Here is a 25,908-nt window from a genome sequence, read left to right as displayed (position 1 = left end):
TACTGGACTAATCAGGGCCTGCTCAGCCTGCACACGACATGGCGGCGCTTCAGGTAACACGATCCAGCGAACCGCCGGATGCGGGCCCGCATGTCCGGTGGTGTGGGAGGGGGGTCGGGCGACCCGACCCCCCTACCCGATTCGCGGGCTGTGGCCTGGGGTCCGAGGACGGAGGTTCGGTCACAGTTCGTGGTGGGTGGGGCTGCCTGGTTTGCGGTCTGTGCCCTGGAGTCCGAAGACGGAGGTTCGGTCACAGCTTGAGGCGGGCGGAGCTGCCTCGCCCGACCTGACCTGCCTCGGACTGCCCGACCGGCCTGTGCCCTGGTGGCGGTCCGGGCCGGCGTCCGATCCCGGCCGGAACGCTCCCGCAGCGACGTACAGTGGAGATACGACTGCTGGTAGTAGACGTGCGTAGGAGGACGTCATGAGAGGCGAACAGACCGAACACATGTGCAACGGCAAGGGGTTCATTGCCGCCCTGGATCAAAGTGGTGGCAGTACTCCGAAGGCACTGCGGCTGTACGGCGTGCCGGAGAACGCCTACAGCAACGAGGACGAGATGTTCGCCCTCGTCCACCAGATGCGCGAGCGGATCGTCACCAGCCCGGCGTTCAGCGGTGACCGCATCCTGGCGGCGATCCTGTTCGAGAAGACCATGGACGGCGAGTTCGACGGTGTCCCGGCGGCCGACTTCCTGTGGGAGCGCAAACACATCATCCCGTTCCTGAAGGTTGACAAGGGGCTGCAGCCCGAGGCCGACGGCGTGCAGTTGATGAAGCCGATCCCGGGCCTGGACGAGTTGCTGGAACGGGCGCTGGCCAAGCACATCTTCGGTACCAAGATGCGCTCGGTGATCAAGTCCGCCAACCCTGCCGGCGTCCGGGCGATCGTTGACCAGCAGGTCGCCATCGGACGGCAGATCTCCGCGGCCGGGCTGGTCCCAATTCTGGAGCCGGAGATCGACATCACCGCACCCGACAAGTCAGCCTGCGAGCGGCTGCTGCTCGACGAACTCGGACGCCACCTGGCCGGCGAGCCCTTCGACACCCCGATCATGTTCAAGCTCACCTTGCCCGAGGTGGACGACTTCTACGTCCCGGTGATCGAGCACCCCGCCGTGCTGCGGGTGGTGGCGCTGTCCGGCGGCTACAGCCGGGACGAGGCGAACGCGCGGCTGGCCCGCAACCACGGGCTGATCGCAAGCTTCTCCCGCGCGCTCACCGAGGGGCTGCACAGCACCCAGCCCCCGGAGGAGTTCGACGCCGCGCTAGATGCCTCCGTCCGCTCGATCTACGAGGCGTCCATCACCTGAGGACCCCCGCTGGGTTCGACGGGGACGGTTCCGTCGAACCCAGGACCACCGCTGCTGGGCACGTCGAGACCACCCTGGCCGATACTGGGACAGTTCGCACTCGAGTCACGCTCGCCCCCGGCGCGGTTCCGGCATCAAGGTGTGGCCGTGGCTTCGAGGACGGCGGTTCAGCCACAGCTTGTTGGTGGTGCGGGCCGTGGCTTGCGCTGGGACGGTTCTTGTCCGAGTGACTCGCCCCGGCGATGGGGTGGCGTACATCGCTCGTGCGCCCGCCTCAGATCAGGGCGGCCGGCGGGCTTGGCCAGAGGCTGCGGCCGACTGCGTGTTCCGGGCCGGAGTTGCAGCGTGTCGGCGCGGCGATCCCCGCCTGGCACCCCATCATGGACCCATGAGCGGTCTGCTCGAGGTGATCGCCCTCAGTCCGGCCGATGCCGAACACGCGGAAGCGGGAGGCGCCGACCGGGTCGAGGTGTGCGGTTCGCTCGAGGACGGAGGCATGTCGCCGCCCCCCGCGCTGGTCGCCCAGATCCGGGCGAAGACCTCCATCCAGGTACGCGTCATGGTGCGCCTGCGGGAGGGCTTCGGGACCGACGGCGGTGAGGCCGTCCGGCTGAGAGGGCTGATCGCGAGCTACCTGGACGCCGGCGCGGACGGCATGGTGCTGGGCTTCCTGAACGGCTTGGGCGAGGTGGACCTGCAGGTCTGCGGCGAGTTGGTCGGGGACACGGAGTGGCCGTGGACCTTCCACCGCGCGCTCGACTCCGTCCTTGACGTCGATCGCGCCTGGCAGGCGTTGGCGAAGCTGCCCGGGATCGATCAGGTGCTGACCGCCGGCTCGCCGCGCGGGGTCGAGCAGGGACTGGACGAACTCCTCGTCCGCGCCCGGAAGAACCCGTGGGCGGCGAAGGTCATCATGGCCGGTGGTGGGCTGCAGCCCGATCACGTCCCCTGGCTGGCCCGGGCCGGCATCCGCGCCTTCCACATCGGTTCGCCTGCCCGTACTGGCGGGTCGTACAAGGCCTACGTGGACGAAGGGCTGGTCGGGGCCTGGCGGCATCTGGTCGACGCCGAGGTGCGCCGGGCGCCGCACTCTGCGACATCCTGAGCCGGGCTGGAAACGTCCTGTCATCGGTGCCCGCGACGCAGGACGTGGTGGGCAGCGGCCGTGGGGGTCAGCAGCCGTCGATGATCACCGTCACGGTGTTCCGGAGCTGTCGAAGGACTGCCGGTCCAACGTTGCCGATCAACACGCTCACCCGAGAGGTAGCGACGGATCGGATGTGCTGGCACTGCGCGGCAGAGATGCCATCGAGCCCATTGTGTTCATCGGGCTCAATGACGATCTCCGAACCACTGTCGCGGATCGTCTGGGTGAGGGGGATCACCTGGATGACGTTCGGCACACCCCTGAGGATCCGCTCCGCAGTGACGACCACAGCGGAGCGGTGCAGACCTGCCTCGGAGCCTGTGGGCGAGCCGAGGTCAAGCGTGACGACATCACCCGGCGTCAGCATCGAGCCAGCTGCGTTCGTCGGCCCTCAGCGGGGTGGAGAGGTCGTGTCCGATGATGTCTTGTTCGAGCAGTCGCGTGGCGCGGTCGACGGTGTCATTGAGCGTCTCGTGGCGCCGGGCAGCGAGCTTGTTGAGCGTGTCGCGAGTGGTGCGGCTGACCCGGATCGTCGTGGTGTTGCCCATGACCTGAGACTAGTAGTTGTAGACTATTTTGTCTACAGTCGGATCGACGTTGTCCGCTGATGGAGCGGGCGTCCTCAGCCGAGCCGCTCGACACTGGCCAGCGTGGCAATGGCGTGGCCGCGGCCCGGCGGTCCTCCTTGGCCTGGTGGCCAGCCTTTCTGCCACGTATCTCCGGTTCACAGGAAGCGCTGCTACCGTTCGCCACCTCACGACAGCCAGGCGAGGAGACCAGCATGACCGTCCTGATTCCCGCAGCTTTTCGCAGTGGGCTGGCCTTGATATGCGCCGCCGCCGTGGTGGCCCTGACTGGCTGCTCGTCCGGGACGGGCGCCACCACCAGCCCGACCACCACAACCCCGGAAGCCACCGCGACGGGCACCGCGACAGCGGGCAGCGACAGCAGCGCCGTCGAATCGGTGGTGACCTCGGCGAACGCCTATCTGGCCACGCTCAGCGACGATCAGGTTGCCCAGACTGTTCTGGACCTGACCAATGACAACGCCGCGGCCTGGTCAAATCTGCCCTGTGGCTCCAGTTGTCGCAACGGTGTCGAGTTCAGCACGCTCAGTGACGAACAGCTGTCGGCAGCCAATGCCGTCCTGCAGGCGGCGTTGAACACTTCCGAGGGGGTCGGCCTCGACCAGGTGATGCAGATCCTGGCCGCCGACGATGTGCTGAATGCCGCGCAGGCCTCCGGGACCGGATCCTCGTCCGGCACCGGCGGTGGCGGTACACCCAGCGGTGACGCGCCCTCCGGCGCTCCGAGCGGTGGTGGCGGCGACCAGTCGGGCGCCCCCGGTGGCGGCGGTGACGCCGGCGGTGGCGGTGGCTATTCGTCCGGCACCTACTTCCTCGCCTTCCTCGGCCAGCCGAGCGTGGACGGCACCTGGATGCTGCAGTTCGGCGGTCACCATCTCGCGGTGAACATCACCTACGCGGACGGTGCGGTCGAAGGTGCCTCGCCGTTCTTCATCGGCGTCGAGCCGACCTCGTGGACGGCCGACGACGGCACCAGCTATGCACCGCTCGACATCATGAAGGACGCTGTCCAGGCGATGATCACCAGCCTGTCGTCCGATCAGTTGCAGCAGGCAAAACTGTCGGAGTCGTTCACCGACGTGCTGCTCGGCCCTGATGCTGACGGTGATTTCCCCCAGACCAAGGGCGGGATCGCGGTCTCCGAACTCTCCGACGAGCAGAAGGCGCTGGTGCTGGCGGCGATCACGCCGTGGGCCTCGATCGTCGACAACCAGACCAGTGAGGATCTGCTGGCGACCTATGAGTCGGAGTTGGACCAGACCTACATCTCCTACTCGGGCACGACCGAGTTGACCACCCAGGGCGACTACATCCGGATCGACGGTCCGAGTGTGTGGATCGAGTTCGTCTGCCAGGACGGGGTCGTCTTCAGCAACCAGATCCACTACCACACCGTCTACCGGGACCACACCCGCGACTACGGCGGCGAACTGTCGTTCTAGGTGCGACTCCCCACCGCGGCCCAGCCGCCGCTCCGGCACCTGCTGCGGGCGGCGCTGGCCGGTCTGATTGCACTGGGAATGCCGTTGCTCGTCGCGCCGACCGCCCAGGCTCACCCGATGCCGCACTCGGTGATCGCCCTGCGGGTGGGAGACGACCGGGCCACCGCACGGCTCGAACTCCCGCTGGACGACCTCACCCTGGCCATGGGCGTCAATCCCCTGGGGGACGACGAGGCACTGTCCGAATCCGAGGCCGGGCAGGTGGCCGACTATCTCGGCGGGCACTTCGACGTAACCTCACCTGATGGTGCCGGCTGGACAACGACGATTCTCGGTGTCGAAGCCGGCGCCGCCGAACAGACCGACACCGGCCGGTACCAGGAACTGGTTGTCGAGGCGGTGCTGGCCCCACCGGTGGGTGAGTCGACCCGGGCCTTCACCGTGGCGTACGACGCCATCATCCACCAGGTGGTGACTCACCGGATCCTGGTCACGGTCGAGAGTGACTGGGCCGGCGGCCAGGTCGACCAGACCCGGGAGCTCGGCGTGATCCGGATCGACACCGGCACCGGCCGGATCGCCCCGCTGGTCGTGGACCTCGGGGAAGGCAGCTCCTGGACGGGGTTTACCGCCATGGCAGGGCTCGGCATGTCGCACATCCTGGAGGGCACCGACCATCTGTTGTTCCTGCTCGTCCTGCTGCTCCCGGCTCCGCTGCTGGCCAGACGCGGACGGTGGCGGCGCCCTGCGCCCCTGCGGCAGACCCTGCGGCGAATCCTGGCGATCACGATCGCTTTCACCCTCGGGCACTCCGCAACCCTCGCCATCGCCTCGCTCGCCCGGCTGCAGTTGCCCACCGGACCGATCGAGGCGCTGATCGCGCTGAGCATTCTGATCGGTGCCGTTCATGCGCTGCGTCCACTGTTCCCCGGACGGGAAGCGCTGATCGCAGCCGGATTCGGGCTGATCCACGGCCTGGCCTTCTCGTTCACCCTCGCCGAACTCGACCTCACCACCGGTCAGCTCGTTCTCAGTCTGCTCGGCTTCAACCTCGGCATCGAACTCATGCAGCTGATCGTGGTCGCGCTGGTCCTGCCGCCGCTCATCCTGGCCTCGCGGACGGCGGCCTTCTCCGGCTTCCGGATCCTGGCCGCCGGTCTGACCGGCGTCGCCGCGCTGGGCTGGATGGCCGACCGGCTGGGTGCGCCCAACCCGGTAGCCGAGGCGGCCGACGCGATCGTCGCCTACCAGGTGGTCGTCCTGGTAGCCATCTGGGTCTTTGGGCTGGCCTGCTGGTTGGCGAAGGCGACGGTCTCGCGAACGTCCGCCCGGCCCAGGCCCACCCCCGCCCGCCGCTGACGAGCCGGCCAATGATGACCGCCACGCTGATGGGCATCCGCTGTCGGCCGGACGGCCATGCCGCCGCCCCGGAGCGGGGCAGCGACGCTGGTTCGGCGGACCGTCACCGACTCACGTGGGCCAGCCCAGGTGGGGGACGGTGACCATCTGAGTCACCAGGTGACCCGAGCCGGACTGAAGTCGGAACCGTGCCCGCCTCGTGTCAGTCCTCGCTGGGTTCGATGTGGACGAAGGTGGTTGTGCCCGGCAGCGCCCTGGCCACGGCGTGCTCGACGTCGTCGGCTAGATCGTGGCTGCGCTTCACCGTCCACTCCCCGGGGACGGTGATGGTGGCGTAGACGAACCGCTGGCGGCCCGACTCCCGGGTCTTGATCTCGGCGATCTGCACCGCGGGATGGCCGGCCAACTCGTGCAGCACCTCGTTGACCGTCGCCACATCCTGCGGCGGCAGGGTGCCGTCCAACAGCCCGACGGTGGCCCGCCGAACCAGCCCGTAGCCGGTGTAGAGGATATTCAGCCCGACCAGCAGCGCGATCAACGGGTCGAACCACACCCAGCCGGTCAACAGCACCAGGCCGATCGCCACCAGCACCCCTGCCGAGGTCCAGACATCGGTGAGCAGGTGCTTGCCGTCGGCCTCGAGGGTGATCGACCGGTAGCGGCGCCCCGCGCGCACCAGCACCAGCCCGACGGCGAGGTTGATCACCGTCGCCACCGCGGAGAGCAGCAGGCCCAGGTCGAGTCGTTCCAGTTCGACCGGACGGAAGAAGCGCAGCACGGCGCCGACCACGATCACCCCGGCGGCGACGAAGATCATCGCTCCCTCGATCGCCGCGGAGAAGTATTCGGCCTTGCCGTGGCCAAAATCGTGGTTGTGGTCGGCAGGTTTGGCCGACAGCTTCATTGCCCACAGGGCAACGCCGGCGGCCACCACGTTCACCGTCGACTCCAGCGCGTCCGACCACAGGCCTACCGAGCCGGTCAGGACGGCAGCGACCAATTTGATGGCCAGCACGACCACCGAGACCCCCAGCGAGAGCCAGACGAAACGCTCCAGCCCGCGTTGGTCGATCGGTGGGTGTGCGGACGGAGCGGTCACCTGCCCGAGTCTACCGGCAGGGTCGATTCCTCCACCTCGCCGAGATCCAGCGGCCAGCGCTCGGGGAAGGGCACCAGGTCGAGCAGCCCGACTAGCCCGGTGGGCCGGACCGGGTCGGGCAGCTCGGCAAGGCCGTCGAGCGGGAGCCAGCCATGGCCGGCGAGGGTGATCCGCTCGTCCTCGGTGAGGTTGGTGTTCGCCACCTCGAAGCGGTCGGTGAACAGGACGAAGTACCACTCCCGCTGGGAGAGGATCTGGTCGGAATAGCCGTAGACCGCCTCGCGGACCGCCACCGGCCCGATCAGGTCGTCGGGGACCACCTGCAGCCCGGTCTCCTCGGCGAGTTCGCGGACGGCTGTCGTGCGCGGCCCCTCGCCAGGCTCGATGCCGCCGCCGGGCGTGGTCCACCACCGACTGCCGGGGATCCCGGGGTCGGTGTCAGCCAGCAGCAGCACGGCCTCGCCGTCGGTGACCAGCACGCGAGCGGCACTGCGGTGCCGGCGGGGTCGCTGGTCGGGCGGCACCGGGGTGAAGCGGCGGTTGCGGAACGGCCCGGTCATGGTCCGGGCACCTCCACCGTGCCGAGGGTCTTGCCGTCGGTGCCGAGGAAGTGGACGCGGACCGGTCCGGGTGGAACCTGGTAGCCCAGCGAGCCGCTGAGCCTGTCACCGTCGTGCAGCAGCGCGCCCGGCAGCGGATCGGACACCACCGGCCCGAAAGCGAGCGGGTAGCGCGTCTGGTCGGCGGTCTCGGCGACTGTGGCCACCGCGCTCACCGGCACTTCGCCAGCCACTCCGACGAGGTCGACGTCGAGCACGAGGTAGGCCATGCCGGCCTCCGGCTTCAACTCGCCCGCACCGCTCCAGACCGCCCGGGTGGCGGTGACCCGGGCCGTCCCGGTGGCCGCCTTGAGCTCGACCTCCCGTCCGATATCGCCGCCGCTGGCCTCGACCGGTGCGGCCGGGACGGCACCGGCCGAGGGTGCGGCCGACGGCGGGGCGGCGGGGCTGAACACCCCGCGCGACCAGAGCAGGACGCTGACCGCGACCAGGCCGAGCACGGCAATACCGGCTACCAGCGGTACCCAGCGTCGCGACCGGCGCCCGGACGGGGACGCGGGGGCGCCGGGTGGCGGGGCTTCCCAGGGCTGGGGTGGCTGAACCGGAACCGCCAAGGTGACGCCGGACGGCAGGTCGAAGGAGGTCGGCAGTGGCGGAGGAGCCCAGCCGGGCGGAGGCGGCAGAACCGGCGTCCCGGTGACGACAGTTCCGGGCGCGGACGGGGACGGCGCCGGGGATGAGAGGCTCTCGCGCTGGCTCATGGCCGCGAATCGGGACGTTCGCCACGAGTGAGGGCGAGGGCCACCACCAGTCCGAGGGCGAAGATCAGGCCCAGGCAGCACAGTTGCGCGGTCGTCGAGGCTGCACCCCAGGCCCAGTCGAGGTAGAAGTCGTTGACCACGAAGGTCCACAGCCAGACTAGGCCGACCAGGCCGCCCGCCACGCCGAAGCAGATCCTGACCTGTTTACGGCGGTAGGCGATCCGGCTGGCCAGCCCGAAGGCGACGGCCAGCAGCACGATGGACAGGCTGTTCAGCACGGCACCCAGGCCCAGGGTGATCACCACGGCCGGCGTCACCGCGCGCCACACGGCGGGCAGGCTGACCTGAGCGGGAGCCTGGAAGCGCTGGTCGGGGTCGGGCGGGGCGAACCACTGCGGGGTGCCCGGAGCCGGGAACGGGGTGGGATTCACCTGGGCGCCCGGGGCCACTGCACGCTGCTGCGGCAGCGTGGCCACGATCGGCGTGGACGCCGAGGTCAGCGGCTGTTGCGGGTTCCACGCCGGTGCCGTCCCACCGGGTGAGGAGTGGGCTGACGCCCAGGCGGTCCCGGTGGAGGAGGTCATCGTGCTGGTGACCACCTCGAAGGCCTGCCGCGGATCCCGCCCCGGGCCCGCCGAGGCGGGGATCAGGGTGGTCAGGTCGGGTGCTGGTGCATCGGGCGCGGTGAAGGACGGCTGCTCGGCCGGCGCCCCCGCGCTCGGATCGGCAGGCGTGGCCGGGGTATCCAGCGGCCCGGCCGGTGGCTCGACGAACGCCTCCGGCCGCTGTTGCGGCGCGTACTCGGGTCCGTCCCGCCAGGTCGCCATGGGCCCATCGTAATTGCCTTGCTGGAACGACGGGCACCCGGCCGAGGGCTGTCGGGGGGAGCCGGCCGCGGGAATGCCCACGGTTGGGCGGTGTCCACTAGGCTTGATCGGAGCCGGCGGGAGCATCCCCGCCCGGAGACGATGCCAGGAGTGAGGATCATGCCGGTAGGCAAGGTGCGCTACTACGACGCCGAGAAGGGTTTCGGCTTCTTGTCCAAGGACGAGGGCGGCGAGGACGTGTACGTCCGTGCGTCCGCGCTGCCGGCTGGCGTCACCACCCTGAAGCGCGGTCAGAAGGTCGAGTTCGGCGTCATCGCGGGCAAGAAGGGTGAGCAGGCGCTCAGCGTCCGGCTGATGGAGGCCCCGGTGTCGCTGTCCAAGGCTCAGCGCAAGAGCCCCGAGCAGATGGCGATCATCGTCGAGGACCTGATCAAGATGCTGGACGGGATCGGCAACGGTTACCGCCGCGGACGCCACCCCGATTCCAAGATCTCCGGCAAGGTTGCGTCCGTGCTGCGCGGGGTCGCCGACGAGTTGGAGCTCTGAGGTGCCGGCGACCGTCGAGCTCGACACCGCCTGCGCGGAGGCTGTCGACCTGGCCAGGGCGGCGGCGGTCCGGCGTGCCGGCGTCTTCGGCGTGGGTGAGCACCGCGGTGTGACCGCTGACGGTGTTCGGGTGGCCACCCACTACTTCGCTGTGGACCATCCGGCCTACCCGGGCTGGAATTGGGCGGTCACCGTGGCGCGGGCCTCCCGCGGCCGGGTGGTCACGGTCAACGAGGTCACCATGGTGCCCTCCGACGGTGCGTTGCTGGCCGCGCCCTGGGTGCCCTGGGCCGACCGGATCTCCGGCGGCGACATCACTCCGGGTGCGCTGCTCCCGACCCCGGCCGACGACGTCCGCCTCGAACCGGGTTACACCGGCGGCGAGGACGCCTCCGACCCTGACCCTGCCGAGTCCTCGCAGATCCGTGCGGTGGTGGCTGAACTCGGACTGGGACGTGAGCGCGTGCTCTCCCCGGTGGGACGTGACCTGGCTGCCGAGCGCTGGATCGCCGGCGACGGCGGCCCGGACAACCCGATGACCCAGCAGGCCCCCGCGCTGTGTGAGACCTGCGGCTACTTCCTGCCGCTGCAGGGCAGGCTGGGCGAGGTGTTCGGGGTGTGCGCGAACGAGTTCTCGCCCAGCGACGGCCGGGTCATCAGCCGGGACCACGGCTGCGGCGGCCACTCCGACGTGGGCGAGCCTCGCCGCGGCGTCGACCTCGGCCAGCCGATGTGGGACACCATCACCACCGACGAGTTCCTCTTCGACTGAGTTCCAGCCGCGTCCCGTGCCGGGTCGGGCTGTGCCGTGCCAAATCCGGTTCGAGATCGAGGGTCGAGGGGGATATTCCCTCGGCTGGCGGCTTCGTACCGGATTTGGCGGGGGCTCAGTCGGTCGGAGCCGGGTCCGCCTCGGCCTCGGAGCGTTTGCGGCGGTGGGATCGCACCCAGACCACTGCCATCCCGACCAGGCCGATCCCGACCCCGGTGACACACACCCACAGCCACCAGCCCTGGCCGGCGGCGTTCAACGCGTCTCGCTGCAGCCAGAGCACAACCGTCGCGATCACGAAGGCAATCGTGCCGATGGTGACGATGCCCGTGCCGTCCGGATCGAGCGCACGGACGGGTGCTTGTACCATAAGCGGCGCGTGGTGCTGATTATCCACGGACTCAACCTTAGGGGAGTGGAGAAACCCCTACCATGTGCGCCATGTCGAATGCCTCGCCAACTACTGAAATTCCCCCGTCTCCTCCTGTGAGTTCCTTCGACGCCTGGTTCGAGTTGACCAAGCGTGGATCCACCCTCGGCCGCGAGGTACGCGGCGGCCTGGTGACCTTCTTCACCATGGCCTACATCATCGTCCTCAACCCGTTGATCATCGGGACCGCCGCGGACGCCAACGGCAACCTGATCAACGGCATGTCCGCCAGCGCGGAGGGGGCCGTGCCCGCGTCCATCGCCGCCGTGGCCGCCGCCACGGCGCTGGTTGCCGGCCTGCTCACCCTGTTCATGGGCGGGTATGCCCGGTTCCCGATCGCGATCGCCTCCGGTCTGGGCCTGAACGCCGTGGTGGCCTACGTGATCGCTCCGAAGATGACCTGGCCACAGGCGATGGGCCTGGTGTTCTGGGAGGGCCTGGTGATCACCATCCTGGTGCTCACCGGCTTCCGCAAGGCCGTGTTCAACGCCGTCCCGCGGTTGCTGCGGGCCGCCATCTCGGTGGGCATCGGCTTGTTCATCGCCTTCGTCGGCCTGGCCGACGCCGGCGTGGTCCGGGCGGGCAACCCGCTGGTGCAGCTCGGCGTCAACGGCAGCCTGGTGGGCTGGCCGATCGCCATCTTCGTGATCGGGCTGGTGCTGATCGTCACGCTCTACGTCCGCAAGGTGCGGGGGGCGATGCTGATCGGCATCCTGGCCGCCACCGTGCTCGGTGTGATCGTCGAGGCGGTCAGCCACGTCGGTGGGGTCAAGGACGCCACCGGGGCGGTCGTGAACCCGACCGGCTGGATGCTCAACGTGCCTGCCTTCGGTGGCTGGTCGCTGCCCGACCTCAGCCTGCTGACGGTGCCGTTCCGCAACCCCGGCGACTTCTTCTTCGGTGCCTTCGGGGCTGCCGGCGGGCTGGGCGGCGTGCTCGGCGTCCTGCTGCTGATCTTCGCGCTGCTGCTGGCCGACTTCTTCGACACCATGGGCACGATCGTCGCCGTGGGTGCCGAAGGCGACCTGCTGGGCGAGGACGGGAACCCGCCGCACACCCAGGAGATCCTGCTGGTCGACTCGATCGGTGCCATGGCCGGCGGCCTGGGATCGGTCTCGTCCACCACCTCCTACATCGAGTCGGCGGCTGGTGTCGGCGAGGGTGCCCGGACGGGCATCGCCTCGCTGGTGACCGGCGCAGCCTTCCTGCTCAGCCTCGTGCTGGCGCCGCTGGTGAACATGGTGCCCTCGGAGGCGGCCGCGCCGGCGTTGGTCTTCGTCGGCTTCCTGATGATGTCGCAGGTGGTGCACATCGACTGGTCGGAGCCGGAGGAGGGCATCCCCGCCTTCTTGACCCTGGCGTTGATGCCGTTCGCGTACTCGATCACCGTCGGGATTGGGGCGGGCTTCCTGTTCTACGCGCTGATCAAGCTGGTCAAGGGCAAGGGTCGCGAGGTGCATCCGCTGCTCTACGGGGTGGCTGTCGCCTTCCTGGTGTACTTCGTCCAGGGCGCGATCTTCGGCGCGTTGGGCGGCTGAGTCGGCTGATCCTGCAGCGGCGTCGTCCCTCCGGGCGGCGCCGCTGGTGTTTTCAGGAGGATCCGCGCGCGGCTGGCCGGTCAGGTCGGCGCCCTCGACAGCACAAGCGGGCCGGTGGGAGGATCCGCGTACGGCTGGCTGGTCAGGCCGGCACGAGAGTGCTCGGGAAGCGCCGATCAACGCTGGTGCTCAGCGTCCACCTCAGGCGACGGCGATGCCCACCAGGTCGGGACGGGGGCGCTGCTCGGCCTCGGCAGCCTGCGTCCAGTTCACGAAGCCGTCCAGCCAGCCCAGCAGCTCGCCGATCCACTCCCGGGTCTCCGGTTCCAGGCCGGGCAGGGCTGCTCGCCAGGCCTCGGCGAGCGGGGGGACATGGTGGCCTGGCGCGTATCCGGCCACCACCGACGGGCCGGTGCGCAGCGGAATGCCCAGTTCTCGTGCCACAAGCGAACGCACGCCGTACCGCACCGGGATCTCGGCCCGTCCGAGGTCGAACTCGATGGCGTTGAGGCTGTGCTCGTCGAGCGTGACGGCGTGCGAGGACCATGCCTTCGCCTCCAGCCACACCTCCAGCAGTCGCCAGCTGGCGGCCAGCCGGTCCGGCGGGACGTGCTGGCCGGCGAGCAGCCGGTCGCAGTCCTCGCGTCCGGGGGTGTCCGGCCCGATCACCGGAGCGTCAATCGGACGGGCGAACAGCGGTCCGAGCTTGCCCAGCAGGCCGTACTTCGGCGTCGGCCGGCCGAAACGCTCCGCGGCGACAGCGCGCAGCCGGGCGGCTTCGGACGCGTCCGTTCCGAAGATGTCGCGCACGTCATCGACAGCGATCGCGTGCAGCCACAGGGTGCCCACGAGAACAACGGTACTTCGCGGGCGCCTATCTTTGGCGGTATGAATCCCCGATCCAGGCGTCTGATCGTGAGCGGAGCGCTGATTGCCATGCTCGTCCTGGTGGTTCTGGGGTCGCTGCTGGGTTGGGGAAGATAAGGTCAACTCCATGCCGTCCTGGATCCGGAAGCTGCTCGCGGTTCTCGCGCTGAGCGCTGCGTTGCTGTTCTCCCCCCTGGCGGTCGCCCACGCGGACACCCCGAGCCCGTCCCCGACGTCGTCGGCCACGTCCTCGGCCACCTCCTCAGCAACCCCGTCGGCGAGCGAGGATTCCGGTGACGACGCCGACATGGTCGACGCCCCGGATGTGCAACTCGACCAGACCCGGACGGTGGTTCTGCTCGCCGGTGCTGGCGCGCTGGCCCTGGCCGCCGCGCTGGTGGTGCTGATCCGGCGCTGAGCTGCCACCGGCCGGTTCGGCCACGATCGAGGCGGCAAACCTGGCCGGCTGCTGATGAGCGGCCGGTGGCCTGAGGCGCCCGGAAATCGGTGGACAGCCCGGTGCCGCGCCATCTTTCGGGGGCTGATCGCTGCTGCCGAAGCCCAGGGCCGCAGAGCAGGCGGGTGCGGATGGGCACTCGGGTGGTGGGGACGCCCCGCAATCTGTCGGGCGTCGGCGCGTCTGCCAACCCCGGATCAGGCCAATTCGTTCAAGGTGATCGGGACGGCGCGGAACAGGTCGGGGAATCCGGCCAGCACGCTCCGATTGGGGTCGGCTACCGGATAGACCGGCTGAGCGGTGCGTTCAGCGAGTTCCTGCAGGGCGGGAAAGTCGGCGAGCACGGCCCGGACGCCCGTCCCGTCACCACCGAGGACGAGCGCCTCGAGCCGGTCCGCCGCCGGCACCAGCACGGCCTCCACGTCCGCGGCCGCCTCGGCGTAGGCCTTCGCGGTCTGGTTGCCCCGCCGGCGCGCGTAGCGCTGCTGTGACCAGCCGCCCGCCTTGGTGGTGCCTTGGACGTAGTGGTGGTCGTGTCTGCCGTCAAGCAGGGTCGACCCGGTGAAGACACCGACAGCATGGGCCTTGCGCCGCACCAGGAGCGCCCCGACCGTCCGCTGCCGGAGTACCGACTCGATCAACTCTGCCAGCGGATCCCCGGTGCCCGGCAGCGCCCCCCAACGCAGGGCGATCGCGGCCACGGCGCCGTCCGGACAGACGCAGGTCACCTGGTGCGGGGCAACCTCGACGGCCGGTGTCCCGTGGCGCGATCCGAATCGTGAGATCCACCCGCCCAGCCGCTCGGGGGCGATCCGGACGATTCGCGTGCTGACAGGCATCATGACGATAGTGTGGCCCCAGGGCACAGGAGGGTGAATGACCGACCTGATCGACACGACAGAGATGTACCTGCGCACGATCTACGAGCTGGGCGAGGAGGGCGTGCCACCGTTGCGTGCCCGGATCGCCGAGCGGCTCAAGCAGAGCGGCCCCACGGTGTCGCAGACAGTGGCCCGGATGGAGCGGGACGGTCTGGTCACCCTGCACGAGGATCGGCACCTGGTGCTGACCCCGCACGGCAGGGCGCTCGCCACCCGGGTGATGCGACGGCACCGGCTCGCCGAGCGGCTGCTGACCGACGTCATCGGGTTGGAGTGGGCCCTGGTCCACGACGAGGCCTGCCGCTGGGAGCATGTGATCTCCACCGACGTGGAGCGGCGCCTGGTCGACATTCTGCATCAGCCGACCCAGTCGCCCTACGGCAATCCGATCCCGGCACTGGAGGAGCTCGGTTCGACGCCGGCCGAGGAAGAGTTCCTGGACGGAGCCGAGCCGCTGGGTGAACTGCTCGCCGACGGTGAACGTCACGAGGTGGTGATCCGCCGGATGAGCGAGGCGGTACAAGCCGATCTGGACGCGCTGCGAGTGATCGCCGAGGCGGGCGTCCGTCCCGGCCGGCCGATTCGGGCAGTGGTCGAGCGCGGTGACCTGATCTTGGACGGCCCGGACGGGGAATGCGTCCTGCCAGCCGTGATGGCCGATCACATTTTCATCGCCTCCCGCTGAGTCGGCGAACGAGCGCAGGTTCGTCGAACCGCCGTCGCCCCGGTGGCCGAGCAGGCGGCAGGCTGGGTGGGAAAGCAGGCTGGCACCGGGCGCGTCTCGTGTTTCCGCGGCGGCGCGCGACGGAATACCGCGGCAGTCGTCGGCGTTGTCCCACCAGACAGCCCGACGAGAGGAACCCCATGGCAACCGTTGCCCTGAACCACGAGAGCTTCGGCAGCACGATCGACGACAATGACATTGTCTTCGTGGACTTCTGGGCTGCCTGGTGCGGACCGTGCCGGATGTTCGGACCGATCTTCGAGGAGGCCTCCACGGCCCACCCCGACATCGTCTTCGGCAAGGTCGACACCGACGACCAGCGAGAGATCGCCAGCGCACTCGAGATCGCCTCGATCCCCACGATCATGGCCTTCCGGGGCGGCTACCTGGTGTTCCGTGAGTCGGGGGTGCTGAACAAGCGCCAGCTTGAAAGCGTGATCGAACAGGTCCGCGCGCTGGACCTCGACCAGCTCAAGGCTGAGGCCGCCGCAGCCGGCCAGTGAGCCCTCGGCTCCCTCGAGGCTGAACTTGGTCTTGAGACTTTTCAGGAATCCACCTCGAACTTCACAGGAATCTTCTCAACGATGTGACATCGCAGGTCAGCCATGTCATACTTCTTGCGGAGTTCCTGCCCCATCCCCCCGGGCAGGAACTCCGTTTTTTCTTCAGCTGTCCAATTAATCGGGGGCGCCTGTCACCCGTAGTGGGGATGCTTGTCACCCGCGGTAGGGACCCGAATCCGCAAGTTCGGGCCTGAAACTTTCGAAACCCGGGGAGCAGGCGTTGGCCTTTCTTCGGGAAAGTGTGATCGGTGCTGTGGATTTCTTGTGCTTTCCCACGCAAAGGCCGCCAGGAAGCTCAGCCGACGTATTGAGCCAGATGCTGCCCGGTCAGAGTGGAGGCGGACGCGACCAGGTCGGCGGGAGTCCCCTCGAAGACGATCCGGCCACCGTCGTGGCCGGCACCCGGCCCGAGGTCGATGATCCAGTCCGCGTGGGCCATCACCGCCTGGTGGTGCTCGATCACGATCACCGACGTGCCGGCGTCCACCAACCGGTCCAGCAGGCCGAGCAACTGTTCGACGTCAGCCAGGTGCAGTCCGGTGGTGGGCTCGTCCAGCACATAGACCCCACCGTTGGCGCCCATCCGGGTGGCCAGCTTGAGTCGCTGCCGCTCGCCGCCCGACAGCGTGGTCAGCGGCTGGCCCAGGCTGAGGTAGCCCAGGCCGACATCGAACATCCGCCGCAGGATGGTGTGGGCAGCGGGCGTCCGGGCCTCCCCGGCACCGAAGAACTCCACCGCCTCGCTGACCGGCATGGCCAGTACCTCGGCGATGTTGCGGCCACCCAGGGTGTACTCCAGTACCTGGGCCTGGAACCGCCTGCCGCCGCACTCCTCGCAGGTGGTGGCGACCCCGGCCAGCATGACCAGGTCGGTGTAGATCACGCCGTTGCCGTTGCAGCTGGGGCAGGCGCCCTCGGAGTTCGCGCTGAACAGCGCGGGCTTCACCCCGTTGGCCTTGGCGAAGGCCTTCCGAATCGGTTCCAGCAGACCGGTGTAGGTCGCTGGGTTGCTCCGCCGTGAGCCGCGGATCGCGCCCTGGTCGATCACCACCACACCGTCGCGGCCTTCCACCGAGCCGCTGACCAGCGAACTCTTGCCCGAACCGGCCACCCCGGTCAGCACCACCAGCACGCCCAGGGGAAGGTCGACATCCACGTCCTGCAGGTTGTGGCTGTTCGCGCCCCGCACCTCCAGCTTTCCCGACGGTTTGCGGACCGACGGCTTCAACCGCGCCCGATCGTCCAGGTGACGTCCGGTCAGGGTATCGGCGCGACGAAGGTCGTCAGCCGTCCCCTCAAAGATCACCTCGCCGCCGGCCGAACCCGCGCCCGGACCGAGATCGATCACGTGGTCGGCGATCATGATCACCTCGGGCTTGTGTTCGACCACCAGGACGGTGTTGCCCTTGTCGCGCAGTTGCTGCAGCAGATTGTTCATCCGTTGGATGTCGTGGGGGTGCAGGCCGATGCTGGGCTCGTCGAACACGTAGGTGACGTCGGTCAGCGAGGAGCCGAGGTGACTGACCAGCTTGGTGCGCTGCGCCTCACCGCCGGAGAGGGTGCCTGAGGGGCGGTCAAGTGAGAGGTAGCCCAACCCGACCTCCACGAAGGAGTCCATCAGTTGGCGCAGCTTGGCCAGCAGGGGAGCAACCGACGGTTCGTCCAGCGTGCGGATCCATTCGGCCAGATCGCTGATCTGCATCGCGCAGGCGTCGGCGATGCTGATGCCTGCGATCGTGGACGAGCGGGCGCCCTCGTTCAGCCGGGTGCCGCCGCAGTCCGGGCAGGTGGCGAAGGTGACCGCCCGCTCGACGAAGGCCCGGATGTGCGGCTGCATGGCGTCCACGTCCTTGGTGAGGAAGGACTTCTGGATCCGGGGGATCAGTCCCTCGTAGTTGACGTTCACTCCGTCCACCTTGATCCGGGTCGGCTCCTTGTAGAGCAGCGCGTCCAGTTCCTTCTTGGTGAACTGGGCGATCGGCTTGTCGGGGTCGAAGAAGCCGCAGCCGCGGAAGATCCGGCCGTACCAGCCTTCGGTGGAGTAGTTGGGGACGAGCAGGGCGCCCTGGTTGATCGACTTGGTCTGGTCGTACAGCGCGGTACGGTCGAAGTCGGTCACCGAGCCGGTGCCCTCGCAGCGGGGGCACATCCCGCCGGTGATACTGAAGCTGCGTACCTCGGCGACCTGGCCGTGAGCCTTCTGGGTCTTCAACGCACCCTGCCCGGTCGCCGAGGCGACATTGAACGAGAACGCCTGCGAGGTGCCGATATGCGGCTGTCCGAGCCGGCTGAACAGGATCCGCAGCAGCGCGTTGGCGTCGGTCGCCGTGCCCAGGGTGGAGCGGATGTTGGCCCCCATCCGCTCCTGGTCGACGATGATCGCGGTGGTGAGCCCGTCCAGCACGTCCACGTCGGGCCGGGCCAGGCTGGGCATGAACCCCTGCACGAAAGCCGAGTAGGTCTCGTTGATCAAGCGCTGCGACTCGGCTGCGATGGTGTCGAACACCAGCGAACTCTTCCCCGAGCCCGAGACGCCGGTGAAGACGGTCAGACGGCGCTTCGGGATCTCGACGCTGACATTCTTGAGGTTGTTCTCCCGGGCACCCCCGACCCGGATCAGGTCGTGGCTGTCGGCAGTGTGATCGGACACCTGTCGTCCCTTCTGGTCGGGAAAATGCGCAGGGTCCAGTGTGGCCCCGTCCGGCAAACATCGGGAACACCGCACAACCGCCACCCGGACACCGGGCGGGCCGCAGCGGCGCGCGGCCCCGGCGCACCCCGGCACGGAAAGCCCGGTGGAAGACGAGGCAAACGGGGGTGTCTCTGCGTCGGTGCCGGTGCTACGCTCATGCCGAGCAACCGCTCATGAGGGTTGTTACCCACCCCGGGGCAAGACCTGAGATACATCTTCGTGTCTCGGGTCTTTTTCGTATCCGGGCTGGGTGAACGCGAGGAAGCGAGGATGGACGATGGCAGCCACGAACACCAGTACCGCCGAACAGATCGTCGAACACGTCGGCGGTGCGGCGAACATCGCAAGTTTGACCCACTGCGCGACCCGGCTCCGCTTCGAGTTGGTGGACGCCGGCAAGGCCGACCAGAAGGCGCTCGACAAGACCCCCGGTGTGCTGGGCGTGGTGCCGCAGGGCGGCGACCGCCTGCAAGTGGTGATCGGTGGCGCCGTCCAGGGGGTGTTCACCGAGATCATGAACCTGCCAGCCATGGCCGGTGCCAAGCCTGCGGCCGCTGGCGGCGGGCAGAGCGACGCCGACGTCAAGGCGGCCGCCCGGGCCAAGGCCCGCGGCAAGAACGCCTGGCTTGACGCCTTCTTCGAGTACCTCTCCAACAGCTTCCGCCCGCTGCTGGGCGTGCTGCTGGGTGCCTCCCTGGTGATTGCCTTCGCGGCCATCCTGGACGCCTTCGGCGTGGTCGACTTCCGCGCCGCCGACAAGCCGGCCGGCTGGATCTTCGTCGACACCATCTGGCGGGCGGTGTTCTACTTCCTGCCGCTGGCGGTGGCCTACAACGCGTCCAAGGCACTCAACATCGACCCGTGGGTCGGATTCAGCGTGATGGCCGCGCTGATGACCCCGGACTTCGTGAAGCTGGCGAACCCGGAACTCGTCACCAGCACAGTCTGTACCCCGAACCCGATCCCGAGTGCCGCCGACATCTGTACCGCCGACGTCTTCGGTATCCCGATGACGATCAACGACTACAGCGGCGCGGTCTTCGTCCCGCTGATCATGGTCGCGGTGCTGGCCCTGGTCTACAAGACCGCGCAGCGCCTCATCCCGAGCAACCTGCACCTGGTCTTCGTGCCGTTCCTGTCGATGATCATCATGGTTCCGGTCTCCGCCTTCCTGATCGGCCCGCTCGGCCTGTGGATCGGCACCATCCTTGGTCAGGGCCTGTCGTGGCTGAACACGTTCGCGCCGTTCATCTTCGCGATCCTGATCCCGATGGTCTACCCGTTCCTGGTGCCGCTGGGCCTGCACTGGCCGCTGAACGCGTTGATGCTGGCCAATCTCGATTCGCTGGGCTACGACTTCATCCAGGGTCCGATGGGCGCCTGGAACTTCGCCTGCTTCGGTGCCACCGCCGCAGTGCTGGTGATCTCGGCGCGGGAACGCGATCTGGAGATGCGGCAGACTTCGACCGGCGCCCTGGTTGCTGGGTTGCTGGGCGGTATCTCGGAGCCGTCCCTGTACGGCATTCACCTGCGGTTCAAGCGGATCTACCCGCGGATGCTGGTGGGCTGTTTCACCGGCGGTGCGATCATCGCGGTCGGCTCGCTGCTGCTGCGGACCGACGGTGTGCGGGCGAACACCTTCGCCTTCACCTCGCTGCTGACCATTCCGATCTTCTCCCCGACCTTCCTGTACGTCATCGCCATCGCGGGCGCGTTCTTCGTGGCGTTTTTCCTCATCCTGTTCGGTGACTACCGGACCGCAGAGGAGCGCGACGCCTTCCACGCCGAGCGCGACCAGGCCGAGGCAGACCGGGCTCTTGAAGCCACCCGGGTGGCCGAGCCTGCGCTGGAGGGCGCCGGTGTGGGTGCTGGTGCGGCCGCCGCTCCAGCGGCCGCAGCAGTACCGTCCGCGGTTGCTGCGCCGGTGGCGTCGGCGTCGCCGACCACCGAGGTGGTGGCTCCGGTCGCCGGGCACGTGGTCGGGCTGGACGACGTCCCCGACAAGGTCTTCGCCTCGCGGGCGCTGGGCGAAGGCGTCGGCATCCAGCCGATCGACGGACGGGTGGTCGCGCCGGTGTCCGGCACCATGATGACGGTGGCCGAAACCGGGCATGCCTTCGGCCTGAAGACCGACGACGGTGTGGAGGTGCTGGTGCACGTCGGCATCGACACCGTCCGGCTGGACGGCAGGGGCTTCACGGTCGCGGTGGCGAAGGACCAGCGGGTCACTGCCGGCGACCTGCTGGCCGAGATCGACCTGGGCGTCATCAAGGACGCCGGCTACGACCCGACCACGATCGTGGTGGTGCTGAACACCCTCACGCTGGCCAAGGTCGCGCCGAGGACGAACATCGACGTCGCCGCCGGGGATGCCATTATTGACACCTCGGTGTGAGAGGAGCAGCCGTGGCCGCCGGGCCGTCCGGGGTGGCGCGGACCTGAGATGGAGATTGTCCGCATCTTCAACAACAACCTGGTGCTGGCGCTGGACAACACTGGACGCGAGGTGATCCTGACCGGCCGTGGCCTGGGCTTCCAGGCCCGGCCGGGCCAGGTGGCCGACCCCGCCAGGATCGTGCGGGTGTTCGTCCCCTCCGACGGACGCGACCCCGACCATCTCGCCGAACTGCTCGCCGACATCCCGCCGGAGCAGCTCCAGTTGGTGGCCGCCGCGCTCACCGAGGCAGGCCTGGACAAGCTAGTAGGCAACCCCGCGCTGCTGATTGCGCTCGCCGACCACATCGGCTTCGCGCTGCGGCGGCAGGCGATGGGGATGGAGGTGGAGTACCCGCTGCTGGCCGAAGTGCAGCACCTGTACGCCGAGGAGTACAGCCGGGCGCAGCAGCTGCTGGCCGCGCTCAACCGGATGAGTGAGGCGGAACTGCCGCCGTCCGAGGCGGTCGGGCTGGCGTTGCACCTGGTGAACACCGGGTTCTCGACCGGAGATCTGTCCTACACCTACACGATGACCGGGATCATCCAGCAGATGGTGGCGGTCATCGAACAGTCCTTCGGGCTCACCCTCGACACGGGCAGCGTCAGCGTCGGCCGGTTCGTCACGCACCTGCGCTACCTGTTCGTCCGGATCCACAACCACCGGCAGCTCGACCAGCAGCACTCCGGCGTCGGAGTGGCGATCCGGCAGGCCTATCCCGAGGCCGCCGAGTGCGCGGTGCGGGTGGCGCGCGTCCTCGAACTGCGGCTGGACGCGACCCTCACCGAGGACGAGCTCTCCTACCTGGCACTGCACATCGCCCGGGTCGCCGCCGACGACGACTGAGGTGACCCGACCTCGTGATTCGGATTGAGGACTGACTCGAACAGGAGACGGTCCTTACCTGGTAAGCCGTGAGTCGAATCGGAACCGCTTCTACGAGTTACCCGATGAGGCTGCTCATCAGTCATGCGCTTGGCGGGGGCCTTCTGCGCCTGGCGTTCCGTCAGTTGCCTATCTCTCCAGCCAGAGTGTGCCCACAGGCCCGTCCGCGGGTCTTTCGTCACAGCTTGAGGCCGGGAGTCAGCCCTTGCTGGGCCAGGCCGGCCACGGTGTGGTTCGACCGGAACGGTCCCGTCGAACCGGACGGGCTGGGCGCCTGAAGAGCGCAACCAAAGCCAGCGGCCGGACGTGGGAGAGGCATGAGGACCATCCCTGGCCGTCTTGCGATCCTGACGCTCTCGACCCTGGCGCTGGCAGGTTGCGCGGGACCGCTCTCGGCGTCGCCGCAGAACCCTTCGCCGGAGGAGGCCACGATGATGATCGACTATCCGTACTACTCCAGCGTTCAGGAGTTGGCAGCGGCCTCCAACCTGATCGTCGAGGTGACGGTGGGCGATGCGCACCCGGACCTGCTGCGCCCGGCTGTCGAGACCGCGGTCACCGACCCGGCACGGAATCCGCAGGCGGGGCTGGTTCCGTCCGAGAGCCAGGCGGGGGAGGCCGACACCCCGATCACCGTCCACGCCACGCGGGTCGATGCCGTTCACCGCGGAACGACGACTGTCGGCGCGACCATCGAGGTGAAACAGATGGGCGGCGTGCTCAACGGCGTCCGCTACAGCACTGACGAGGCGCAGTTGGAGACCGGAAAGAGCTACCTGCTCTTTCTGGAGACCTACCCGAACAGCCCGGCCAGCATCCTGGGTGGGGACGTTGGGATGTTCGTCCGTGACAGGACGGGCCGTTCCACCTCCCTGGGTCAACCCGAGTTGACGGTGGACGCCGCCATCCTGGCCTCCCTGGGCTGAGCGGGGCTGCCCCTCATGCGGCCTCTCCGGCCGCACCATCCGATCCGCCATTCACCGGTCAAGGTGGTCGTCCGCCGCTAATCTGGGGCCAATTGGACGGCACGGGGAGCGGAAACTGATGAACACCTACGACGCCATCGGCGACTGGATGCTGCAACGCGGCCCGCTCTACCAGCGGCTGGCCGCCGCGATCCGGGACGCGGTCGCCCGCGGCGACCTGGCACCCGGCACCGTGCTGCCGGCCGAGCGGCAACTCTCGCGGGCCCTGTCCGTCGGGCGCAGCACGGTGGTCGGAGCCTACGACCTGCTGCGTGGCGAGGGGGTGCTGGTGAGCAAGCAGGGAAGCGGCACGTGGGTGGCCGGTGCCGCCCGGAGTGGGGCGACCCGCGGGTTGCAGCAGGAGTCGCTGGGACGGGCCGCACTGTCGGCTGGCGAGCAGTTGATCGACCTCGCCACCGCCTCGCTGCCTGCCGTGCCGGCGCTGCGGGACGCATTGCAGGCGATCTCGGGCGGGTTCTCTGACTCGCTGCTGGGGCAGACCGGCTACTCGGCCTTCGGCCTGCCCGAGGCCCGGCGCGCCGTCGCCACCATGTTCACGCGCGACGGCCTGCCGACCTCACCCGAACAGATCCTGATCACCACCGGCGACCAGCAGGCGCTGTCACTGATCGTGGGGCACTTCCTCGACACCGGTGATTCGGTGCTCCTGGAGGATCCGACCTCGGCCGGCATGCTCGACCTGGTGCGGCGGATGCCCGTGGTGGCGCGCGGCACCCGGTCGCTGTCCCGGGCGGGAGCCGCGTCGCTGACCGCGGCGATACGGAAGGTGGAGCCGACCCTGGTCTACGTGATGACCGCGCTCGGTCCGGAAGGCCTGGTGCCCTCGGCGGAGGAGGTTCGCACCTTCGCGCGCGGGCTGCAGGGCTTCGGAGGTGTGCTGGTGGAGGACACCAGTTCGCGGATGCTGATCAGGTCGGAGCCGCCGCGGTATCTTGCCGGCCTGGTGCCGGAAGCGACGTCCGTCCTGACCGTCGGGTCGATGAGCAAGCTGTTCTGGGGTGGCCTGCGGGTCGGCTGGGTGCGTGGCGACGAGAACGTCATCCTGCGGCTCTCCCGGGCCAAGGCACTGGCCGACCTGGGGACACCGATGCTCAGCCAGTTGGTGGCGGCCTGGTTGCTGCACCGGTTGCCGGAGATCCAGCAGGAGCGGCAGGCCGAGGTGGCTGCCAGGTCCGCGCAGGCGCGGGAGTTGGTACGCAGCGTTCTGCCCGAGTTCACGATGGACGCCGACGCTGGCGCGCTGTCGTTGTGGCTGCGGCTACCGCGGGGTGCCTCGCAGCCGTTCAGCGAAGTCGCCCGGCGGCATGGTGTGGCGATCGTGGCGGGTGCGTCGCTGTCGGTCACCGGCGACAGCGACAACTATCTCCGGGTGGCGCTCGGAGTCAGCCCGGATGCCTTCTCGGAGGGGATCCACCGAATCGCCCAGGCTTGGCAGGAGTACAACGGCCGGGCCGAACGGGGCTCGCTGACGTCGGCTGTGCGAGTAGCAGAACTCGTCAGCTAGCCAATTTTCACCGCTCGGGCCAGTTTGCAAACCAATCGCCCGAACATGGCTCTGTCTGGGGTCCAATAACCGGATGAGTATGGGTGCGTCCAGACGGCTTGGTCTGTAGTGAGGAGCCTCCTGGGCGATCCAGTTCAGGCGGGACTCTCACCAGAGGGGGACTGTGGCGCACTGGCGCCGCCGCAACAGCCCGACGAGGTGCTCGAGCGGCTGTAACACCTGCTCAGCTGGACCAGCCAACCGACCAAAGAAGGTAGATCATGAAGAAGATCGGATCCGCGATTCTCGCCCTGGGAGCCTCCGCAGCGCTCCTGCTGTCCGGCTGCGCCGGCGGCACCCGCGGTGCGAGCCCGGCGAACTCGCCGTCCACCAGTGCGACTGGCTCGACGGAGGCCACGAACCCGGCGCCGTCGAGCAGCGAGTCCTCCAGCGCCGCCGAGGGGACGATCACGCTCGGTTCCGGCTTCGACGCCGGTGCCAAGATCGGCGTCTCGCTGCCCCAGAAGACCTCCGAGAACTGGGTGCTGGGCGAGGCGCTGTTCACCGACCAGCTGAAGACCGCCGGATACGACCCGATCGTGCAGTTCGCCAACGGCGGTGTGTCGGAGCAGCAGAACCAGATCTCGGCCATGATCGAGCAGGGCGTCAAGGTGCTGGTGATCGGCGCCATCGACGGCTCGCAGCTCAATGGCCAGTTGGAGGCCGCCAAGGCAGCCGGCATCCCGGTGATCGCCTACGACCGCCTGCTGATGAACACCAACGACGTGGACATCTACATCTCCTTCGACAACTACAAGGTCGGCGTCCTGCAGGGCACCGCACTGCTGGAAGGGCTGGAGAAGTCCGGCAAGGCCTCCCCGTGGAACATCGAGCTGATCTCGGGCTCGCCCGATGATTCCAACTCCAAGCCGTTCTTCGAGGGTGGCATGAGCGTGCTGCAGCCGAAGATCGACGACGGCACCCTCAAGGTTCCCTCCGGTCAGGTCACCCAGCAGCAGACCGCGACCGCGGGCTGGAAGGGCGAGAACGCCCAGAAGCGGATGGACGCCATCCTGTCGGCCAACTACCAGGGCGATGTGCCGTTGGATGGCATTCTGTCTCCGAACGACACCCTGGCCCGGGCTGCGCTGACCGCTGTGAAGTCGGCTGGTAAAGCCAACCCGGTGATCACCGGCCAGGACTCCGAGGTCGAGTCGATCAAGCTGATCGTCGAAGGCACCCAGTACTCCACGATCAACAAGGACACCAAGACCATCGTGACCAAGGTCGTGGAGTACATCGGCCAGATCCAGAAGGGTCAGCCGGTCGAGGTCAACGACACCATGTCCTACAACAACGGTGTGAAAGTCGTCCCGTCCTACCTGCTGACCCCGGTGATCGTTACCAAGGACAACGTCTGCACCGCCTACGCCCCTGACACCGCTGCCGGCAAGGAAGCGGCCAAGGACTGCGCGAAGTAAGTCGTCCCGAGAACGGGGGCGGCGGGTGTGCCGGTGAACGCACCCGCCGCCCTCTCTTTTGTGTTCTGACCGGGC

General features: G+C 68.5%; 25 protein-coding genes. 15 read left to right on the top strand and 10 right to left on the bottom strand.

Features of this window, described 5'->3' with window-relative positions:
- Positions 1–424 precede the first annotated feature (424 nt).
- Positions 425–1,312: a fructose bisphosphate aldolase gene (locus tag VB080_RS00645; RefSeq protein ID WP_323416480.1), complete on the top strand. Its 888-nt coding sequence runs from the start codon at positions 425–427 to the stop codon at positions 1,310–1,312.
- Positions 1,313–1,700: 388 nt separating this feature from the next.
- Entirely contained in the window at positions 1,701–2,417 is a 717-nt protein-coding gene (locus VB080_RS00640; protein WP_323416479.1) for a copper homeostasis protein CutC, read from the top strand.
- A 67-nt stretch (positions 2,418–2,484) separates the two neighbouring features.
- On the opposite strand, the gene VB080_RS00635 is transcribed toward VB080_RS00640, so the two are convergent.
- Both VB080_RS00635 and VB080_RS00630 read right to left on the bottom strand, forming a co-directional pair.
- Entirely contained in the window at positions 2,485–2,826 is a 342-nt protein-coding gene (locus VB080_RS00635; protein ID WP_323416478.1) for a type II toxin-antitoxin system PemK/MazF family toxin, read from the bottom strand.
- Entirely contained in the window at positions 2,810–3,007 is a 198-nt protein-coding gene (locus VB080_RS00630) for a hypothetical protein (protein ID WP_323416477.1), read from the bottom strand. The genes VB080_RS00635 and VB080_RS00630 overlap by 17 nt, the downstream gene beginning before the upstream one ends.
- Positions 3,008–3,240: 233 nt before the next feature.
- Here VB080_RS00630 and VB080_RS00625 point away from each other — a divergent pair, with 233 nt between their 5' ends.
- On the top strand, positions 3,241–4,488 hold the full coding sequence (locus VB080_RS00625) for a DUF3500 domain-containing protein (protein ID WP_323416476.1): 1,248 nt from the start codon (positions 3,241–3,243) through the stop codon (positions 4,486–4,488).
- Complete coding sequence (locus tag VB080_RS00620; RefSeq protein ID WP_323416475.1) at positions 4,489–5,847, top strand: HupE/UreJ family protein; 1,359 nt, start codon at positions 4,489–4,491, stop codon at positions 5,845–5,847.
- Between the two features lie 202 nt (positions 5,848–6,049).
- On the opposite strand, the gene VB080_RS00615 is transcribed toward VB080_RS00620, so the two are convergent.
- From VB080_RS00615 to VB080_RS00600, 4 genes are read right to left on the bottom strand one after another with little or no spacing between them, the layout of a single operon-like run.
- Positions 6,050–6,946, bottom strand: a complete 897-nt coding sequence (locus VB080_RS00615; RefSeq protein WP_323416474.1) for a cation diffusion facilitator family transporter — start codon at positions 6,944–6,946, stop codon at positions 6,050–6,052.
- Positions 6,943–7,506, bottom strand: coding sequence for an NUDIX hydrolase (locus tag VB080_RS00610; protein ID WP_323416473.1), 564 nt, complete (start codon positions 7,504–7,506; stop codon positions 6,943–6,945). Before VB080_RS00610 ends, VB080_RS00615 begins: the two co-directional genes overlap by 4 nt.
- Entirely contained in the window at positions 7,503–8,267 is a 765-nt protein-coding gene (locus tag VB080_RS00605) for a hypothetical protein (RefSeq protein ID WP_323416472.1), read from the bottom strand. The genes VB080_RS00610 and VB080_RS00605 overlap by 4 nt, the downstream gene beginning before the upstream one ends.
- Positions 8,264–9,094, bottom strand: coding sequence for a hypothetical protein (locus tag VB080_RS00600; protein WP_323416471.1), 831 nt, complete (start codon positions 9,092–9,094; stop codon positions 8,264–8,266). Before VB080_RS00600 ends, VB080_RS00605 begins: the two co-directional genes overlap by 4 nt.
- A gap of 159 nt (positions 9,095–9,253) precedes the next feature.
- Between VB080_RS00600 and VB080_RS00595 the strand changes: the two genes are divergently transcribed.
- On the top strand, positions 9,254–9,640 hold the full coding sequence (locus tag VB080_RS00595) for a cold-shock protein (RefSeq protein WP_323416470.1): 387 nt from the start codon (positions 9,254–9,256) through the stop codon (positions 9,638–9,640).
- Positions 9,597–10,412, top strand: coding sequence for a DUF3027 domain-containing protein (locus tag VB080_RS00590; protein WP_416339569.1), 816 nt, complete (start codon positions 9,597–9,599; stop codon positions 10,410–10,412). Before VB080_RS00595 ends, VB080_RS00590 begins: the two co-directional genes overlap by 44 nt.
- A 115-nt stretch (positions 10,413–10,527) precedes the next feature.
- Here VB080_RS00590 and VB080_RS00585 read toward each other — a convergent pair whose 3' ends face one another.
- Complete coding sequence (locus tag VB080_RS00585; protein ID WP_323416468.1) at positions 10,528–10,782, bottom strand: DUF2530 domain-containing protein; 255 nt, start codon at positions 10,780–10,782, stop codon at positions 10,528–10,530.
- A 98-nt stretch (positions 10,783–10,880) separates the two neighbouring features.
- On the opposite strand from VB080_RS00585, the gene VB080_RS00580 reads away from it, so the two are divergent.
- A complete protein-coding gene (locus VB080_RS00580) occupies positions 10,881–12,380 on the top strand; it encodes an NCS2 family permease (RefSeq protein WP_416339570.1) in 1,500 nt (499 codons plus the stop codon).
- Between the two features lie 201 nt (positions 12,381–12,581).
- Here VB080_RS00580 and VB080_RS00575 read toward each other — a convergent pair whose 3' ends face one another.
- Positions 12,582–13,229, bottom strand: coding sequence for a hypothetical protein (locus VB080_RS00575; protein ID WP_323416466.1), 648 nt, complete (start codon positions 13,227–13,229; stop codon positions 12,582–12,584).
- A 145-nt stretch (positions 13,230–13,374) separates the two neighbouring features.
- Between VB080_RS00575 and VB080_RS00570 the strand changes: the two genes are divergently transcribed.
- Positions 13,375–13,665, top strand: coding sequence for a hypothetical protein (locus tag VB080_RS00570; RefSeq protein WP_323416465.1), 291 nt, complete (start codon positions 13,375–13,377; stop codon positions 13,663–13,665).
- Between the two features lie 236 nt (positions 13,666–13,901).
- Here VB080_RS00570 and VB080_RS00565 read toward each other — a convergent pair whose 3' ends face one another.
- Complete coding sequence (locus VB080_RS00565; protein WP_323416464.1) at positions 13,902–14,546, bottom strand: acVLRF1 family peptidyl-tRNA hydrolase; 645 nt, start codon at positions 14,544–14,546, stop codon at positions 13,902–13,904.
- A gap of 34 nt (positions 14,547–14,580) precedes the next feature.
- Between VB080_RS00565 and VB080_RS00560 the strand changes: the two genes are divergently transcribed.
- Positions 14,581–15,270: a metal-dependent transcriptional regulator gene (locus VB080_RS00560; RefSeq protein WP_323416463.1), complete on the top strand. Its 690-nt coding sequence runs from the start codon at positions 14,581–14,583 to the stop codon at positions 15,268–15,270.
- 179 nt (positions 15,271–15,449) lie between these two features.
- The gene (trxA, locus tag VB080_RS00555; protein WP_323416462.1) at positions 15,450–15,812 is read left to right on the top strand and encodes a thioredoxin; all 363 of its coding nucleotides are present in this window, start codon (positions 15,450–15,452) and stop codon (positions 15,810–15,812) included.
- A gap of 355 nt (positions 15,813–16,167) precedes the next feature.
- Here trxA and VB080_RS00550 read toward each other — a convergent pair whose 3' ends face one another.
- Positions 16,168–18,522 (bottom strand): excinuclease ABC subunit UvrA, encoded by a 2,355-nt coding sequence (locus VB080_RS00550; protein WP_323416461.1) that lies wholly within the window; start codon positions 18,520–18,522, stop codon positions 16,168–16,170.
- Between the two features lie 319 nt (positions 18,523–18,841).
- Here VB080_RS00550 and VB080_RS00545 point away from each other — a divergent pair, with 319 nt between their 5' ends.
- The 5 genes from VB080_RS00545 to VB080_RS00525 all read left to right on the top strand — a co-directional run bounded on the left by VB080_RS00545 (position 18,842) and on the right by VB080_RS00525 (position 25,833).
- The gene (locus VB080_RS00545) at positions 18,842–20,959 is read left to right on the top strand and encodes a glucose PTS transporter subunit IIA (protein ID WP_323416460.1); all 2,118 of its coding nucleotides are present in this window, start codon (positions 18,842–18,844) and stop codon (positions 20,957–20,959) included.
- Between the two features lie 48 nt (positions 20,960–21,007).
- Positions 21,008–21,844: a PRD domain-containing protein gene (locus tag VB080_RS00540; protein ID WP_323416459.1), complete on the top strand. Its 837-nt coding sequence runs from the start codon at positions 21,008–21,010 to the stop codon at positions 21,842–21,844.
- Positions 21,845–22,200: 356 nt separating this feature from the next.
- On the top strand, positions 22,201–22,809 hold the full coding sequence (locus tag VB080_RS00535; protein ID WP_323416458.1) for a hypothetical protein: 609 nt from the start codon (positions 22,201–22,203) through the stop codon (positions 22,807–22,809).
- A 118-nt stretch (positions 22,810–22,927) separates the two neighbouring features.
- Positions 22,928–24,373, top strand: a complete 1,446-nt coding sequence (locus VB080_RS00530) for a PLP-dependent aminotransferase family protein (RefSeq protein WP_323416457.1) — start codon at positions 22,928–22,930, stop codon at positions 24,371–24,373.
- Between the two features lie 260 nt (positions 24,374–24,633).
- Complete coding sequence (locus tag VB080_RS00525) at positions 24,634–25,833, top strand: sugar-binding protein (protein WP_323416456.1); 1,200 nt, start codon at positions 24,634–24,636, stop codon at positions 25,831–25,833.
- Positions 25,834–25,908 lie beyond the last annotated feature (75 nt).

Source organism: Propionicimonas sp. (assembly GCF_034927565.1).
Classification (GTDB): Bacteria; Actinomycetota; Actinomycetes; order Propionibacteriales; family Propionibacteriaceae; genus Propionicimonas.
This window is presented reverse-complemented; position numbering and strand designations above follow the sequence as displayed.

Coding starts and splice junctions, on each gene's coding strand:
- VB080_RS00645 (WP_323416480.1), top strand. CDS start 425: ATGAGAGGCGAACAGACCGAACACATGTGCAACGGCAAGGGGTTCATT.
- VB080_RS00640 (WP_323416479.1), top strand. CDS start 1,701: ATGAGCGGTCTGCTCGAGGTGATCGCCCTCAGTCCGGCCGATGCCGAA.
- VB080_RS00635 (WP_323416478.1), bottom strand. CDS start 2,826: ATGCTGACGCCGGGTGATGTCGTCACGCTTGACCTCGGCTCGCCCACA.
- VB080_RS00630 (WP_323416477.1), bottom strand. CDS start 3,007: ATGGGCAACACCACGACGATCCGGGTCAGCCGCACCACTCGCGACACG.
- VB080_RS00625 (WP_323416476.1), top strand. CDS start 3,241: ATGACCGTCCTGATTCCCGCAGCTTTTCGCAGTGGGCTGGCCTTGATA.
- VB080_RS00610 (WP_323416473.1), bottom strand. CDS start 7,506: ATGACCGGGCCGTTCCGCAACCGCCGCTTCACCCCGGTGCCGCCCGAC.
- VB080_RS00605 (WP_323416472.1), bottom strand. CDS start 8,267: ATGAGCCAGCGCGAGAGCCTCTCATCCCCGGCGCCGTCCCCGTCCGCG.
- VB080_RS00600 (WP_323416471.1), bottom strand. CDS start 9,094: ATGGCGACCTGGCGGGACGGACCCGAGTACGCGCCGCAACAGCGGCCG.
- VB080_RS00595 (WP_323416470.1), top strand. CDS start 9,254: ATGCCGGTAGGCAAGGTGCGCTACTACGACGCCGAGAAGGGTTTCGGC.
- VB080_RS00585 (WP_323416468.1), bottom strand. CDS start 10,782: ATGGTACAAGCACCCGTCCGTGCGCTCGATCCGGACGGCACGGGCATC.
- VB080_RS00570 (WP_323416465.1), top strand. CDS start 13,375: ATGCCGTCCTGGATCCGGAAGCTGCTCGCGGTTCTCGCGCTGAGCGCT.
- VB080_RS00565 (WP_323416464.1), bottom strand. CDS start 14,546: ATGATGCCTGTCAGCACGCGAATCGTCCGGATCGCCCCCGAGCGGCTG.
- VB080_RS00560 (WP_323416463.1), top strand. CDS start 14,581: ATGACCGACCTGATCGACACGACAGAGATGTACCTGCGCACGATCTAC.
- trxA (WP_323416462.1), top strand. CDS start 15,450: ATGGCAACCGTTGCCCTGAACCACGAGAGCTTCGGCAGCACGATCGAC.
- VB080_RS00545 (WP_323416460.1), top strand. CDS start 18,842: ATGGCAGCCACGAACACCAGTACCGCCGAACAGATCGTCGAACACGTC.
- VB080_RS00540 (WP_323416459.1), top strand. CDS start 21,008: ATGGAGATTGTCCGCATCTTCAACAACAACCTGGTGCTGGCGCTGGAC.
- VB080_RS00535 (WP_323416458.1), top strand. CDS start 22,201: ATGAGGACCATCCCTGGCCGTCTTGCGATCCTGACGCTCTCGACCCTG.
- VB080_RS00530 (WP_323416457.1), top strand. CDS start 22,928: ATGAACACCTACGACGCCATCGGCGACTGGATGCTGCAACGCGGCCCG.
- VB080_RS00525 (WP_323416456.1), top strand. CDS start 24,634: ATGAAGAAGATCGGATCCGCGATTCTCGCCCTGGGAGCCTCCGCAGCG.